Source organism: Enterococcus sp. DIV1314a, assembly GCF_051713805.1.
GTDB classification, from domain to species: Bacteria; Bacillota; Bacilli; order Lactobacillales; family Enterococcaceae; genus Enterococcus_I; species Enterococcus_I aquimarinus.
The window spans coordinates 1,337,938-1,353,692 of sequence record NZ_JBIOQP010000001.1 but is presented as its reverse complement, the minus strand read 5'-3'; the positions used below and the strand labels follow the sequence as shown (position 1 = coordinate 1,353,692).

Genomic DNA, 15,755 nt, shown 5'->3' with positions numbered 1-15,755 from the left:
TTTTTTCCTCCTAGACTTGCCAACTATTAAACTGAAACGCATCTTCTACGACATTGTTTGGATCATAATGATTTAAAATCTCGTCGTATTGCTCTTTGTAGTCATTATCAACTTTCGCTTGAGGAATGACTTTACTTGCTTCGTGTAAGAAATGATGGGAATCACGTCCCATTTGTGCGCCACGAGTCGTATGTTTGTCGAGTGCATAGTCAGGAATTTCAGGTACATAGCCCATCGCAAAACTTTTAATCATAATATTTTTGAGTAAATCTGAAGAACGGTCTTTTTCAGAAGCACATAAGTAACGAATCGCATGAATAATAAACATTAAACGGTCCGATTCATTGTACTGGAATTCTTTACGCATTTGATTAAAGTTATTCACCATAATGGCCGCTTCTGGATTTCCCATGCCGATATCTTCGACCGAAATCGCTAGTAGGCGACGCCATAATTTTTCTTCATATTGCGGCGAGGTAATATACATTTCATACGCAAATTCACATGCGGCTCTTTCGTAACCTCTGCGAATTGATTTTTGTAGAGCAGAAATAACTTCGTCGCCAGCTAAGCCGTTACGCGTAGTCGTTCTTGCCCAAGGATCTTGAATGATTTTTTTCTTTTCCATGGTATAATGCTCCTATCTAGATTTTTATTGGGGTGAAATGATGAATATTGAAAATTTAATTGAAAAGTATCAATTAAATGATTCCGAAGCTCGTGCCTTACGCTTTATGGATCAACATAAAGAAGGCTTAAAAAAAATAGGGATTCGCGAAGTGGCCAAACAAGCTTTTGTTTCAACAGCGAGCATTGTCAATATGTCCAAAAAAATGGGATTTTCTGGTTATAGTGAACTCGTTTTTTCACTCCAGTCGCCAAGCGTCTCAGCAAATACCGACTTGACGGATTTAGTCACTGTCGAAGAACAACAGCTGTTTACCCAATTAATGACCCACTATCGTGACAAACGAATCATGGTATTGGCATCGGGCTTTTCGCAAAATATTGCGAACTACATGAACGAAACCTTTAATCTTTATGGCTTTCGGGCAACAGCCAATAGCCATTTAGAATTTTTGCGCGGGACGAATGAGGAAGACATTTTACTCATTATTATTTCGAATTCTGGTGATACCCAGCGCTTAGTTGAACTCGCAGAAATTGCTCAAAAACATCAGATGGCGTTAATTGCTTTTGTTGGAGATAAAAAATCGAAAGTTGGCGACTTAGCAACTTTGACGATTAGCACCAATACGTATTCACCAAAAACGCTACAATCCTTCACGCCAAACTTCTTTTTTGGGACGGTACTCAATCAATTCGAATTATTATTGAACGGAGCCTTAAAGAATCTTTATGACGCACCTTAAGTGTTTGGCCTTTTCTACGATTTCATTATAACGAGGAATTGGATTTTTGTACGCTTTTTTAAGTTTTTATAAAATTTTTTACTAATTTTAAAACATGTTTCACTATCTTTAGCGAACTTATTCTTCTTTATACTTTAAAATCGTTCGTTTATAACGCAAAAAAAAGAAGCTGTGACAATCGTCATCGCTTCTTTTTTTTCATCATTCTTTAATGGGTAAGAGTAAACGTAAGCCATTCAAAATGACAACGAGTGTACTGCCTTCGTGGACAAAGACGCCAAGCCCAATTTCGATTTTGCCAAAGAAATTGAATACGACGAGTAACGCCACAATTAACATGGAGAAAATCATATTTTGCCAAACAATCCGGTCGAGTTTCTTGGAGACTTGATGGGCATATTTAAATCGCGTTAAGTCATTCTTCATAATAACGGCGTCTGCTACGTCAATCGCCACATCCGTTCCATCACCCATGGCAAAACCAATATCCGCTTGGACTAGGGCTGGCGCATCATTAATCCCATCGCCAAGCATCACCGTTTTGCCATACTGTTGTTGTAGTTCTGTGATAATGGTTGATTTTTGTTCGGGTAAAACATTGCCTTTTACCTGCGAGATGCCCAGCAAATCCCCCACCGCTTGTCCAGTTAAGGTAGCATCTCCTGTAATCATGACTGTTTGAATCCCTTGTGTATTCAAATAATCGATGACACTTGATGCCGTTGGTTGTGGTAAATCCATCATAGCCAAATAGCCAACCACATGATCATTTTCACCAAAGAAGACGACATTTTTACCTTGTTTTGTCAGACGTTCGGTTTGCACTAATAATTCGCTCGCGATGTTGGCAAAGAAATCTTGTTTCCCGATTTTATATTCCTTGCCTTCATATATAGTCTTTAAGCCTTTCCCAATGTCATTTTGGACATCGAGTGCAATGGGGGACACTTGATCAAAATGACGTAACATTGCTTTCGCTAACGGATGGTTCGCACTATTTTCCATTGAAACAATGATTTTTGTCCAGTCAGACGCTTTTCTCTCATCGATAAAATAAACGTCCGTTACCGCGGGATTCCCTTGCGTCAATGTACCAGTTTTGTCAAAGGCAACTGCTTGTACATCTGCTAAATTGGCTAAGTACGAGCCACCTTTAAACAGCACACCACGTTTGGCTAAATTGGATATGCCGGATAAACTAGCCGGAATCGCACTTGCTGCTAGGGCACATGGGGACGATGAAATCATCAAAACCATTCCTCGATAGAAACTCGCATACCAGCCCCACTGAAAGATCACTATCCCGGATAAAATAAAGAGTGGCACGATGGCTAAGACCGTTTTTACGTAGAGTGGTTCAATTTGTTTAATTTTTGTTGCTGTCGGTGATAAGCGACTTTGCGATTGGTTCACTAATGTTAAAATTTTGGCAAAGATCGTGTCGGAAGCAACTTTTGTAACAGTCATCGTAAACGTTCCTTGACCATTAATGGTGCTTCCGTAAACTTCTGCTCCAACAGTTTTTTCTTGTGGCATGCTTTCACCATTAATGGACGATTCATTTAACGTACTACTTCCTTCAAGAATCACACCATCTGTTGGCACTTGATCACCTGGGAGGACTTTTAACTGGTCCCCAATTTTTAAGGTCTCAACTTCTACCATTACATATTCACCATTTGCTTGGCGTAACCGAGCTTTCGTTGGGTTCATTTTTAGGAGCGCGGTAATTTCTCGCTTACTGCGTCCTTCCGCATATTCTTCTAGAAAATGAGCTCCTGAAAAAATAAGAATAAGTAATGCACCTTCATCGTAATCGCCAAGAAAAACAGCCCCAATGGCAGCTAGCGTCATTAAAATATGCACGTTTGGCCAAAATTTCTTTAAACGGATACTCTCTGTAATGGTTTCACCAATTCCTTCAAAAATCACTTGATAACCGGCCACGACCATCGCACTCAACATGAATAGATTCGATAACGATTCTGGTAACGGACTAAGAAGAGCGATCAAATAAAGGACTAGTCCAACAACATACAGGATGACTGGCTGCTTTCCATGATGATGGTGATGACTACAGCTAGATGCCGCCTCTGTGTGTTGGTGGTGATGCTCATGATCGTGATGGTCTTGGCATGAATGGTCATTTTTTACTATCATTGACATTTCGTTCCCTCCAGTTCATACATGAATAATCGTTCATTTATTATCCTTATTATATATGAATGAAAATTCATTTGTCAATAGACTTTCTCCTCTTTCACCTATTTTTAACTATTGTTACAATTAATCGAAACGACTTTGCAATTCGTCTAGTTCTCGTCATTTTTGCGATAAAAAAAAGGAATAGAATCATGACAGTTGTCATCGTTCTATTCCTTTTTTCTGTATGGATTTCCAGTCGCTCAGAGCATAACGCCTTTTGTCGCACCTTATTTTTAGGGTTCAAAAGGCTGCTCTTTCGGCTACTTCAATCCTTACGCTCAATTGAGAAAACCAATTGCTCGTAGGGATTTCCAGTCGCTCAGAACAAATCGCCTTTTGTCGCACCTTATTTTTCTTCGCGTAGGAGGCGTAAGCCATTTAAAATAACTAAAATCGTACTACCCTCATGCCCGATTACAGCTAGAGGAATCGTTAAGCTTTGCATTAAATTCAAGGCAATTAACGATAAAATGACCGCGACACTAAAAATAATATTTTGTTTAATGATTCTTTTCATTTTTTGAGAGAGGCGATGAGTGTACACGAGTTTCGCTAAATTATTTTCCATAATCACGACATCGGCCACGTCCATGGCAACATCCGTTCCTTCGCCCATCGCAATCCCGATTGTCGCGGTTGCAAGTGCTGGCGCATCGTTGACGCCATCACCCACCATCGCATTTTTACCATATTTTTCTTTCAACTGTTGGACGTATTTCACTTTATCTTCTGGAAGTAGTTCGCCGTAATACTCTTTGATTCCTGCACCTTGTGCGACCGTTTGGGCGGTATGCCGATTATCACCGGTTAACATGACCGTTTGAATTCCAGCATGATTAAAGTAAGCGACGGATTCTTGGGCATTTTTATTTAATGTATCAAGCAGACCAATACCTCCGACAAATTGGTGATCTCGTTCTACATAAATGACGGTTTTTCCTTGATGTTTCCACTCAGCTAACGCTTCAGGTTCTTCATAGGTGCCACGTTTTTTCCCTACGTAATAGGTATGATCCCCTTCGACTGCCTGAATCCCACTAGCCGTGATTTCTTCTGTTACGAGATCAAGACTTTGATACGCTTGTCCCCATTTTTTGACAATTCCTTGGGCTAACGGATGGGTACTTTTCCCTTCTAATCCAAGGACATAAGGTAAAATAACCGCTTCGTCTTCTGCCCAATACTCATCGGTGACGCTAAATTCACCTTTTGTTAAAGTACCGGTTTTATCAAAGGCGATACTCCGAATTTCTGCCAGTTCTTCTAGATAAGTGCCTCCTTTAAAGAGCATTCCGTGACGTGCGCCATTACTAATAGCACTCAGTAAAGCCGGTGTGGAACTCGCCACTAAGGCACAGGGGCTTGCAACGACGAGTAAGTTCACACCACGATAGAGGCTTTCGTTCCAAGTCCAAGATAAGCCGAAACGAAAAGCGAGAATCGCTAATGGAACAGTGATTAAAATAATCATCACGTACTGATTTTCGACACGTTGGATAAAGCTTTCGGTCTTCGTTTGACTATTTTGTGCGGATTCAACTAACGCAATAATTTTCGCAAAAACGGTTTCTGAGCGATCTTTATTGACTTCAATCTCAAGCGCATCCCCGAGATTAATCGTGCCACCATAAATTTCTTCATTGATGCCTTTCAAACGAGGAACACTTTCACCATTCACGACCGATTCATCAATTTCAGACGCGCCTTTCATAATGACACCATCTGTTGGAATATGTTCTCCTTTAAAAACAGCCACTTTATCGCCTATCTCTAAATCGGCTGTGTCAATCATTTCGTACGTCCCATCAGCCAACACCAAGCGCGCTTTTTTCGGTTGCCGATCAATCAAACGATTAATTTCGCGGGCACTTTTTTCAGTGGTATATTCTTCTAATAAATGACTAAGACTAAAAATAAAAATAAGTAGCGAACCTTCACGCCAATCACCAATTAACCCCGCACTTACTGCTGCTAAGATCATCAATAAATCGACATTAAAATGTTTTTCCGCCATCAATTCACGTACACCGGCAATTGTGATTTCCGTTCCACCACTGATAACCGACGCTAAATAAATCAGCCAACTATATTCCCATTGAAAGCCAAACTCTAAAATCAAGCCTACAATTAAAAACACAATACAACTTACCGTACTAATTAACGTGATATTTTCTTTAATTTTTTTCATTTCAACCACCTCATTCGTCTTTCTACACTCTTACTTTAGCACCCTTTCGAACGTTTAGATACGGGATTTACTTAATTGAAAGAGATTATCATTGTCAGTGAGAAGACGGTTAGACGGTTGAATCATTCTATGATACACTAACAAAAATGAAAAAGGAGTCGTTGCGAATGTCATATTATTTTACGCTACCGGTCAATGAAAACATTGCGCTAGCTTACTGTGATTTATCGATGGCGCAAGAGATTTATGAATGTGTCATCTCGGATAAAGAACACATTGGCGAGTTTCTTGATTTTGCCCATCGTACAACGGATATCTCCGTTCAAGAAGAATACATCAAAATGAAGCTCCACAACAATGCCGAAGGAACTGATAAAATGTTTTGTCTCATTTTTGAAGAGGCGATTATTGGGTGTATTGATTTACATAAAATCAATCAAAAAAATCAAAGTGCCGAAATTGGGTATTGGATTCATTCGGATTATACCAATCGCGGGTTTATTACGGCAGTCGTGAAGAAAATCTGTGCCTATTCTTTTTATGGATTACATCTGAATAAACTTTCAATTTTTGCGGATGTAGCCAATGTCGCAAGCAATAAAGTAGCACTCAAATGCGGATTTGAATTTGTTGGGACAGATAAAGCAGAAATACTGTTACGCGATGAGTTGCGTGATATGAATAAATACTCGTTACTAAAAAAAGATTTTCAGCTTGAATAAAAAGAAAATAGCTAATAGAACGGCAAAAGATACAATCCGTTCTATTAGCTATTTTTTGTTGTGGAGTGGATGCTTATTAAGTCAGAATCTTTATTTCTCCCACGGTTATTGTCCGATGAATTTACCAATGACTTTTAGCAATAATCGACGAAAGAAATACTCAAACAATAGCAAAAAAAAACTCCGAAATGAGCCGCCCCGCTAAAGTTCGATGTTTAGGTCCAACTTTTGCGGAGCGCTATCGATGCCGGAGGTTTTACTCTATTTTTCGCGAATATACACGCCTTCAATTTCTATCCAATAAGTGATCGGTTGATTGTTCTCATCTACTTGCATTTCAATATGATTAAAGATGAGTTGTCCTTCGATTTCATCGGTGCTAAATGGATATTCCAAGGTCGCAACGGTAGTCGATTCTTTTTGTTCTGTTGTCGGCGGATATTCTGCAAGCAATCCTTCTACAAAGGTTTTCAGAGACTCTTCTAAAATCACTTGATTGTTTAATTTAATCGTGAGTTTTGGGACGCTATTTCCATTTTCAGATAGGATCCACTCAATCTCATATGTCCCTTTATTCCCTTCAAAAGTTCCACCTTGACCTTCTTTTTGGTCTTGATAGGTTAGTGGAACGCGCCAATCAAAGGACGCAATATCAATCGCTTGATTCTCGCGACTCACACTCGTAATCGCATTTTGCAAAGGAGCCACATCTTCTTGTCTTGGATAGATAGGGGCAAATCCCATCACTTCCTTAAAGCTTTCATCGTCATATGGCTCAATACTGAACCAAACAGGTAAACGATCTTGCTCTTGCCGGGCCAAATATTGGGCCGAAACAGTCATTTTTTCTCTAATTGGTTGCTCGATTGCTTCACTTCCTGGGATGATTTCATTATTTTCAAACATCTGTGCTTGAATTAATAATTTTTCGAATCGTTGAACTTGAAGTCGTACGGGCAAGCTTTGATAACCGACAAGTGGCATCACCGAGAATAGCATTGTCGCCATGACCAGGAGTAAAACCGAGGCATAGGCGCTTCTATTTTTGAAGACTAAGAGAAGCATGGCTACGACTGCCACTAGCCAAACGAGCATAAAATAATATTCAGTCGTTTGCATTCCGTAAGTCATCAGTTGCTGGATTAACGCCCAACCTTCAAAGGCTAAAATAATGAGCGTGGCAAAAGGAAAGACTTGGCGATACAATTTTGCAACTTTATTTTGTGCTTCATGAACCATCATATAAAGCCAGATACCTACGACTGCATAACTCGTTGCAATACTTGATAAACGAATAAAGTAATTGCCAACTCCTTGGAAAATAATCCGAATTGTCCAAAGTAATAATACAATGGTCAGTGCTAAGGTAACCGGAACAAGAATATAAGAAAATAATAGTTGAATAAATTTCGATTGTTCTTGCGCAGCTTGGTGTTTTTCATCTGGTTGCGTTTGGGAAAAATCAGGTAAGGATCCTAGAAAGATCAGGAACGTCACAAAGCCAATAATCGAACCTAGATGTTGATAAACTTTGAAACTCATTGCGGGATAGAGTAATCCTTGGATGGCACCTGCCACTGCTGAAGTCCCTGCTAATAAGACCATTCCATAAATTAGGGCAATAAAAAAAGATTTTTGGATCATAAAAATCGTGCGCGACAGCGATTGATTTTCTTTTTGGCGTGCTGCAAATAAGACAAAGGCTAAAAACGTTACGCCTAATAACATCGCCATTCTGGCATTGGCAATCTCACTTAAATAGAGATAGTTAAAGGAACTGCTCGCATCAGGAGCCGTTTGTCCAAAAAAGTAAAGCAGTAAAAAACTACTTAACGAAACGATTCCCGTTACACCATTTGCAAGCGACATTCGTGTCGTTTCGAGTTGTTGCCCACGCACATAGGTCGCCGCCATTAAACCAAAAATTGCACCAAAGGCAAACGCCCAATGCAAACTATTAAATAACAAATGAAATTCATCTGCTTGTACACCCTCTATTTGAGTCCGTATCATCGTCGTTATCGTAAATAGCAACCCACTGATGCTCGCAGCTGGGAATGTCCCCATCGCTTGAAAAGCGCCTTTGACAACTTGTTCTACCGAACGTTTCAATTCTTGCATCACTAAAACCTCCCTCATATCGATTTATCCACATTCATTATACCATAATCGTAAAAAACTCTTTCTTTTAACCACTGTTACTGCGACTAATTTTCAATTAAGCTTGCTATGACTGATGAAACAGTACAATCGTTTCTTTAGCGTTAATATTGCTGTTGCTCAAGCGTCTAAAAAAAATCTCAAGTCATCTTTTGAATGAACAGACCCCAAAAAGTTCGATGGTTAAGTCGAATTTTTCGGGGTCTTTCGATTAATTTAAAGAGATCAAGATTCTCTTTAAAAAACTCACAGGCAATTTTATGGTATCATCATTTACTAAAAAAATACGTTTAACAATTGTTCTGACATACTTTTCGTCTTTTTAGTTGGTTGTATAGTAGGCTTAACACTTTAAGAGATAACAGATAGATTCCGACAAAAAGAAGGCCGATGACATTATTCCAGATTCTGAGTTGAACCGATCCCCCGATGCCATAACGATCTTGTGCTAGTAGCAATGCACCAAAACAATTCAGAATGGTTTGATTACGATACGTTGTAAATAATCCTAAACCGAAGCCGCCAATTGGACCAATCAAAAAAGAGAACGATTTGGTAAAAATGACAAAGAAATTTCCAACCGGATGGCAGGACAGCCGCAAGCTGGGGGAAAATAGTAAGAGCATTGACACTCCACACGACTAAAGTCGTCGGATTCTTAGGTAGTACGCCCTAACGGACGCAAATTGACTAAGCGATCCCCGAAAGTCCTTCGGTTTTAATATTTATGCTTGCATTAATATCTCTGTCATGAATTGTTCCACAATTTGAACATATCCATTCACGAATATTTAGCTCTTTTTTGCCGTCATTATGACCACAAGAAGAACAAAGTTGTGAACTTGGGAAAAATCGGTCAACTTTAACTAAAGTACGACCTTTCCATGCACATTTATAGTCTAATTGTCGAACGAATTCACTCCAAGATACATCTGAAATTGACTTCGCTAATTTATGATTTTTAACCAACCCTTTTACATTCAAATCTTCAATACAAATGATTTGGTTCTCATCAGTAAGTCGTGAAGATAGTTTATGTAAAAAATCAGTACGTTGGTTGACAATTTTCTCATGGATACGCGCTACTTTTACTTTTTGTTTTTGGTAGTTGCGACACTCATCTAATTTTCGATTGTGTTTTTTCGCAACTTCCAAACGCTTGGAAAGTTTTCGTTGTTCGCGTATTAACCGTTGTTCAAGAGAGCGATAGAATCGATTATTATCGATTTTTTCTCCTGCGGATGTGATACAGAAATGAGTTAAGCCCAAATCTAATCCAATGTTATTTGCTACGGGTTCTTGTTGGAAATTCTCAGCATCAACTAAGAATGTCGCAAAATATTTCCCTGATTTAGTTTGACTGATCGTCACGTTCATTAATTTCCCTTTGAAACGCAATTCTTCTGCCATCTTGACCCAACCAACTTTAGAAACATAGAAGTATCGTCCGTTGACTTTCATGCCTACGGCAGTTCGATAGGATTTCTTTGAATATTTTTTACTCTTGAATTTAGGAAATCCGAATTTAGAGTTGAACGTATTTTTGTACGCTTTATTCAAATCCATATTTACTTGGCTTAGAGGTTGTGCTTCAACTTCTTTTAACCAAGAAAATTCTTCTTGCTTTTTCAGTCCAGCATAGGTCAGTTTGTTTTCAATATATTCAGGATTTTCTTTTTTCATCTTGTCATTCGTAATCCGTTGGTCAAGTAAAAAATTCCAGTAGAACCGAACACAACCAAAGGTTTTTTGAAATTGAATTTCCTGTCTTGAATTAGGGTAGATTCTGATTTTATGGGCTTTTTTCATTTCTGTACACCTCCTTAACGTAAACTCAATATCTTGTCCTTTGATTTTCTACATATCGTTTAATTGTTTCACTAGAAACATTCCCTGCTGTTGAAACAAAGTAAGATCGTGTCCAAACACTTGGCATTTTACTTAAATGTTCAAATGATTGTCTTAATTCTCTAGATGTTCTTCCCTTAATCACCTTCATGATATCCGCTGGTGAATAGGTAGGTTGAACATTTACAAAAAGATGACAATGATCTTTATCTGTCTCTATAGCCATGATTTCCCATTCATTTTCTTTACAGATTGAATGAACAATAGATTTAAAACTAGCGTCTACTTCGGAATTGACAAATAGTTTCCGACGATATCTAGGACAAAAAACTAAATGATAGTTGAGTAACGATACAGTTGTCTTAGAATGTCTATATTCGTTATCCATGAGTTTATTATACATCAAAAAGTGTATTAATTAAAAATTATTATACACAAATAGTAACATTTTTTTGACTTTATAAAGTAAAATAACACTATCGAGGAGTATACTGTTAATTCATTTTTTCTTCAATTAAAAAACTTCGGAAAAAATATTTTCCAAAGTTTTTGATTACTGCTTATTTAAAAATTAACTTCATCTGGATTGGCTGCCGTTCCCGCTTGACCTTTTAATTGATCAATCACAGCCATGTCTTCCGGGGTTATTTCAAAATCAAAGAGTTTCGTATTTTCAATAATCCGTGATTCGGTGACTGATTTTGGCAATGGTAACAATCCTTTTTGTAAACTCCAACGTAAAACAAGTTGGGCGATTGTTTTTTGATAATGGTCTGCTAAGGTTTGTAATGATTCAATCTCAAAAATACGGCCGGTACCTAAGGGACTATAGGCTTCTGTTAAAATGCCATGTGCAGTATTATACGCTACAAGTTCATCTTGGGGATCACTTGGATTGGCATAAATTTGATTCACGACCGGTTTGATTGTCGCTGTTTCGAGTAAGGCATCGATATGATGGGGATGGAAATTCGAGATCCCAATGGCCCGAATTTTACCAGCTTGTACGGCTTCTTCCATCGCGCGCCAGGAATCTGCATTTGTTGCTTGCCAATTCGGACGATATTTTTTCGGATTCGGCCAATGAATTAAATACAAATCAAGATAGTCTACACCAAGTTGTTCTAACGATGCATCGATGGCTTTTCGAGTCTCTTCAAATGTCCGCTGCGTATTCGCTAATTTCGTCGTAATAAATATTTCTTCTCGAGGAATCCCACTTTTAACGATTGCGCGACCGACTGACGCTTCATTTTTGTAAGCGGCGGCGGTATCGATGTGTCGGTATCCAGCCTTTAAAGCGGTTAAAACGGAATGTTCGGCTACATCGCCATCTGGTGTTTGCCAAGTTCCAAAACCAACGATTGGGATTTCTACGCCATTGCTTAACTGATACGTTGTAGTTAATGTCATTGTTTCTCCTCCTAAATTTTTTTACTTCTATATAATTAATGGTACCTCATTCTCGTCTCATTGTCATGCAATCGACTTATACAATAAAATGTATAAAATTAAGTATTTTTAGAAATTAATTGAATAAAAATACAAAAACACTTGCTTTCTCTTTATATATGGATTATTATACATAATATACTTATTTAAGACATTAAATATTCATAAACAACCGATTATGATGAATATTTACGGAAGGAGCTTTTCATGGATCATTATTATCTTAGTGCGATTGTTCTAGACTTTGGCAAACTCATCAAATGGATTCCTACTTTTATCGATGGCACAATTGTTACGATTGTCTTATCGCTAATGACTGTTTTCCTAGGATCAATTATTGGACTATTCGCTACTTTACTCAAACAATCCCCAAATAAATTTTTTAAAGCAATCGCGGCGGTTTATACGCAGGTCGTACGTGGAACCCCATTACTCGTGCAATTATACATTTGGTTATACGGCTTGCCGCTCATCGGCGTGACGCTACCTGCACTACCATTTTTGGGTGATGTCTATGGTTCACGCGAATTTCTAACAGCCGTCGTTGCCCTTTCGATTAACTCAGGTGCCTACATTTGCGAATTACTTCGTGGTGGCTTAGAAGCTATTGATAAAGGTCAAATGGAAGCCGGACGTTCGTTAGGATTAAGTCGCAAACAAACGATGCGCTCTATCATTATTCCACAAGCTATACGCGTGATTCTTCCTGGCTTAGGAAACGAATTTATCGCCATGATTAAAGAATCTTCCATTGTTTCCGTCGTTGGAATTTTCGATGTGATGTACACGAGTAATATTATTAAAGCATCGACGTATTCGATTTTCGAACCCTTAATTGTCGTTGCCTTGATTTACTTCTTCCTAACCTTCACATTAACAGCTTTAATGAAACAATTAGAAAAGAGGTTAAGTGTTTATGATTAAAACAATCAACTTACAAAAAGATTACGGTGATTTAAAAGTCCTTAAAGGCATTTCAACTGACATCAAACAAGGTGAAATTGTCGCTGTGATTGGCCCTTCTGGTTCAGGAAAGTCAACGTTTTTACGTTGTTTGAACTTAATGGAGCAACCAACAGGCGGCGAGGTATTCTTTAAAGGCAAATCTTTAACCGAAAAAATGTTAAAAGAAGCCGAAATTGATCAAATTCGGCAACATATTGGCATGGTTTTCCAACATTTTAATTTATTTCCCAATATGACGGTTTTAGAAAATATTATTTTAGCTCCAATGAAATTAAAAAATTTATCAAAAGCGGAAGCAACCACGATCGCCGAAGCCTTACTACGAAAAGTCGGCTTATCCGATAAAAAAGATGTGTATCCGAATAAACTTTCTGGTGGACAAAAACAACGGGTAGCCATCGCCCGCGCACTTGCGATGGAACCAGAAGTCATGCTTTTTGATGAACCAACGTCGGCCCTTGACCCAGAGATGGTCAAAGAAGTGTTACTCGTGATTCAAGCCTTGGCAAAAGATCATTTAACGACCGTTATTGTCACGCATGAAATGAGTTTCGCAAAAAAAGTTGCCTCACGCGTCCTCTTTATGGATCAAGGGGTCATCGTAGAAGAAGGAACACCAACCGAATTATTTGAACATCCAAAAGAAGAACGAACGAAAGTCTTTTTAGATCAAATTACTTTTTAACCTGATTATCAATTACCCGAGGAGGAACTCTTATGAAATTAAAACATACCTTTACGCTAGCTGTTGCTAGCTTATTATCCCTAACTTTACTCGCTGCATGTGGCAGTAGTGAAAACACCAATGAATCACAAGGAAGCGCGACGGTCGAAATGGATCAACTAAGTAAAATTCAAGAAGCTGGAAAATTAGTGATGGCAACTTCACCTGACTTCCCTCCTGCTGAATTTTATATTTTAAAAGATGGTAAAAAAGAAATTGTCGGTAGTGACGTGGCCTTAATCCAAGCGATTGCGGATGAAATTGGTGTTGAACTTGAAATTAAACCAACGGACTTTAATGGTGTTCTAGCGAATATCCAAACAGGCAGCGTTGACCTTGGAATTGCAGCTTTTGTTGGAACCGATGAACGTGGACAAGTCATGGAGTTTTCAGATGGCTATCAACAAGAAGCGGCCGATGGGTTTCAAGGGGTTTTAATGACGAAAGACAATGCGGCGAAATTTAAGACACTGGATGAATTAAAAGCAGCAGAATTAACCGTCGGTGCTCAAGGTGGTTCTGTCCAATATGAACTTGCAACAACGATTACGGACGCTAAAAAAATCAAGCAATTCGGGACTATGGATGCAGCGATTTTAGCGTTAAATTCAGGTGACGTTGATGCGATTACGGTTTCTACTTCCCACGTTTTACCCATGTTAGAAACATTCCCAGATTTAGTGATTTTACCACAAGAATCATTCGACCTTGATGTGAATCAAAAATATGCTACGAACGTTATTGGGTTTCCAAAAACAAATGACAATGCGCGTCTAATCGAGATTGCCAATAAAGTCATCCAAGAAAACTTGGAAAACGGGAATTTAGAAAAATGGCGGAAAGAATATACAGAATTAGCCGTTCAAGCAGTGGAGTAGACGAAAGAAGAAGGAGATTTTACAATGACAACTTTATCAGCAAAGGAAACAATCTTAGCATCAATTGAAAATAACATTGATGATTACATGGAACTTGTGCAAACGATGTATGATAATCCAGAAATTGGAAATGAAGAATTTGAAACAATGGCGCTTTTAGTCAATTATCTCGATCAAGCTGGCTTTAAAACCACATCCGGCTACGTTGTTCCAACTGGTTTTATTGGGGAATACGATACAGGAAAAGCTGGACCTACTATTGCTGTCATGTGTGAATACGATGCTTTACCTGAAGTCGGACATGGTTGCGGACATAACTTAATTGCCGGGATTGGCATTGCCACCGGTGAAGCGGTAAAAGCGGTGATTGATCAGTTCGGTGGCAAATTATTAGTTGTTGGAACACCGGCAGAAGAAAACTTTGGTGGCAAGGTCAGCATGTCAGAAGCGGGCGTCTTTGACGATGTGGATGTGGCATTAATGGTTCATCCAGGTAGTCATAATGGCGTCGGCGGACGTTCTTCTGCCTTAAATCCGATTAAATTTGAATTTTTCGGAACAAACGCTCATGCTTGTAAACCACAATCCGGTGCTTCTGCCTTAGACGCAGCCGTAATGAGTTACTTACAAATCAATTTAATCCGTCAATTTGTTAATCCGCATACGTACATTCATGGCGTGATTAAAGATGGTGGCGAAGCAGCCAATGTTATCCCCGCTTATGCTTCATTAGAATATTATTTTAGAGCACCCACGATGGCTTACGCAAAAGAAATCACTGAAAAAGCCATCAAAGCAGTTGATGGCATTTGTGCTGCAAACGGTGTGACGTATCAAACATCCACGTATGAGTGCCCTTATGAAGATACCGTCATCAACTACTTATTAGCAGATGTGTTAACCGAAAAATACGAAGAACTAGGACTAACCGATATTCATCCTGTCGATGAAGTGGCAACAGGATCTACTGATGTTGGTGCGGTGAGCTATAGATGCCCAACCATTCAAGGTTTTATCAAAATTTGTGGTGAAGAAGTCAATGCACACACAGTTGAAATGGCGAATGCGACGATTTCGCCTGATGGTAAAAACGGCTTAATCAAAGCGGCTCAAGGATTAGGCCTAACAATTTTAGAACTACTCGAAAATCCAGAAAAACTAGTGGCGATTAAACAGGAATTTGACACGACTATCGCAACCTTAACGTAAGTCGTTCAAAGAAAGTCACTACAACGACCG

14 protein-coding genes are annotated in these 15,755 nt (G+C 38.8%); 6 read left to right on the top strand and 8 right to left on the bottom strand.

Annotated features, from left to right (window positions below; genetic code table 11):
* Window positions 1-10: 10 nt before the first annotated feature.
* Window positions 11-628 carry a hypothetical protein gene (locus tag IGI68_RS06425; protein WP_071874895.1) on the bottom strand — a complete coding sequence of 206 codons (618 nt, stop codon included), beginning with the start codon at window positions 626-628 and terminating at the stop codon, window positions 11-13.
* Between the two features lie 40 nt (window positions 629-668).
* On the opposite strand from IGI68_RS06425, the gene IGI68_RS06420 reads away from it, so the two are divergent.
* Window positions 669-1,373 carry a MurR/RpiR family transcriptional regulator gene (locus tag IGI68_RS06420; protein ID WP_071874896.1) on the top strand — a complete coding sequence of 235 codons (705 nt, stop codon included), beginning with the start codon at window positions 669-671 and terminating at the stop codon, window positions 1,371-1,373.
* A gap of 201 nt (window positions 1,374-1,574) precedes the next feature.
* Here the strand turns inward: IGI68_RS06420 and IGI68_RS06415 are convergent, their stop codons facing one another.
* Together IGI68_RS06415 and IGI68_RS06410 are read right to left on the bottom strand one after the other, a co-directional pair.
* Window positions 1,575-3,539, bottom strand: a complete 1,965-nt coding sequence (locus IGI68_RS06415) for a heavy metal translocating P-type ATPase (RefSeq protein ID WP_438731495.1) — start codon at window positions 3,537-3,539, stop codon at window positions 1,575-1,577.
* A 385-nt stretch (window positions 3,540-3,924) separates the two neighbouring features.
* Window positions 3,925-5,766 (bottom strand): heavy metal translocating P-type ATPase, encoded by a 1,842-nt coding sequence (locus IGI68_RS06410; protein WP_438731492.1) that lies wholly within the window; start codon window positions 5,764-5,766, stop codon window positions 3,925-3,927.
* A gap of 167 nt (window positions 5,767-5,933) precedes the next feature.
* On the opposite strand from IGI68_RS06410, the gene IGI68_RS06405 reads away from it, so the two are divergent.
* A complete protein-coding gene (locus IGI68_RS06405) occupies window positions 5,934-6,488 on the top strand; it encodes a GNAT family N-acetyltransferase (RefSeq protein WP_438731489.1) in 555 nt (184 codons plus the stop codon).
* Between the two features lie 261 nt (window positions 6,489-6,749).
* Here the strand turns inward: IGI68_RS06405 and IGI68_RS06400 are convergent, their stop codons facing one another.
* The 5 genes from IGI68_RS06400 to IGI68_RS06380 all read right to left on the bottom strand — a co-directional run bounded on the left by IGI68_RS06400 (window position 6,750) and on the right by IGI68_RS06380 (window position 11,909).
* The gene (locus IGI68_RS06400) at window positions 6,750-8,609 is read right to left on the bottom strand and encodes a hypothetical protein (protein WP_438731486.1); all 1,860 of its coding nucleotides are present in this window, start codon (window positions 8,607-8,609) and stop codon (window positions 6,750-6,752) included.
* 329 nt (window positions 8,610-8,938) lie between these two features.
* Window positions 8,939-9,274, bottom strand: coding sequence for a hypothetical protein (locus IGI68_RS06395; RefSeq protein ID WP_438731483.1), 336 nt, complete (start codon window positions 9,272-9,274; stop codon window positions 8,939-8,941).
* A gap of 64 nt (window positions 9,275-9,338) precedes the next feature.
* Entirely contained in the window at window positions 9,339-10,457 is a 1,119-nt protein-coding gene (gene tnpB / locus IGI68_RS06390) for an IS200/IS605 family element RNA-guided endonuclease TnpB (RefSeq protein ID WP_438731480.1), read from the bottom strand.
* Window positions 10,458-10,482: 25 nt separating this feature from the next.
* Entirely contained in the window at window positions 10,483-10,884 is a 402-nt protein-coding gene (tnpA, locus tag IGI68_RS06385; protein ID WP_438731477.1) for an IS200/IS605 family transposase, read from the bottom strand.
* A gap of 176 nt (window positions 10,885-11,060) precedes the next feature.
* Window positions 11,061-11,909, bottom strand: coding sequence for an aldo/keto reductase (locus IGI68_RS06380; protein ID WP_438731474.1), 849 nt, complete (start codon window positions 11,907-11,909; stop codon window positions 11,061-11,063).
* 246 nt (window positions 11,910-12,155) lie between these two features.
* Between IGI68_RS06380 and IGI68_RS06375 the strand changes: the two genes are divergently transcribed.
* From IGI68_RS06375 to IGI68_RS06360, 4 genes are read left to right on the top strand one after another with little or no spacing between them, the layout of a single operon-like run.
* Window positions 12,156-12,872, top strand: a complete 717-nt coding sequence (locus tag IGI68_RS06375; protein WP_273232465.1) for an amino acid ABC transporter permease — start codon at window positions 12,156-12,158, stop codon at window positions 12,870-12,872.
* A complete protein-coding gene (locus tag IGI68_RS06370; protein WP_071874904.1) occupies window positions 12,865-13,599 on the top strand; it encodes an amino acid ABC transporter ATP-binding protein in 735 nt (244 codons plus the stop codon). The genes IGI68_RS06375 and IGI68_RS06370 overlap by 8 nt, the downstream gene beginning before the upstream one ends.
* Before the next feature lie 32 nt (window positions 13,600-13,631).
* On the top strand, window positions 13,632-14,516 hold the full coding sequence (locus IGI68_RS06365) for a transporter substrate-binding domain-containing protein (protein ID WP_438731469.1): 885 nt from the start codon (window positions 13,632-13,634) through the stop codon (window positions 14,514-14,516).
* A 24-nt stretch (window positions 14,517-14,540) separates the two neighbouring features.
* The gene (locus tag IGI68_RS06360) at window positions 14,541-15,725 is read left to right on the top strand and encodes a M20 family metallopeptidase (protein ID WP_438731466.1); all 1,185 of its coding nucleotides are present in this window, start codon (window positions 14,541-14,543) and stop codon (window positions 15,723-15,725) included.
* Window positions 15,726-15,755: the final 30 nt, after the last annotated feature.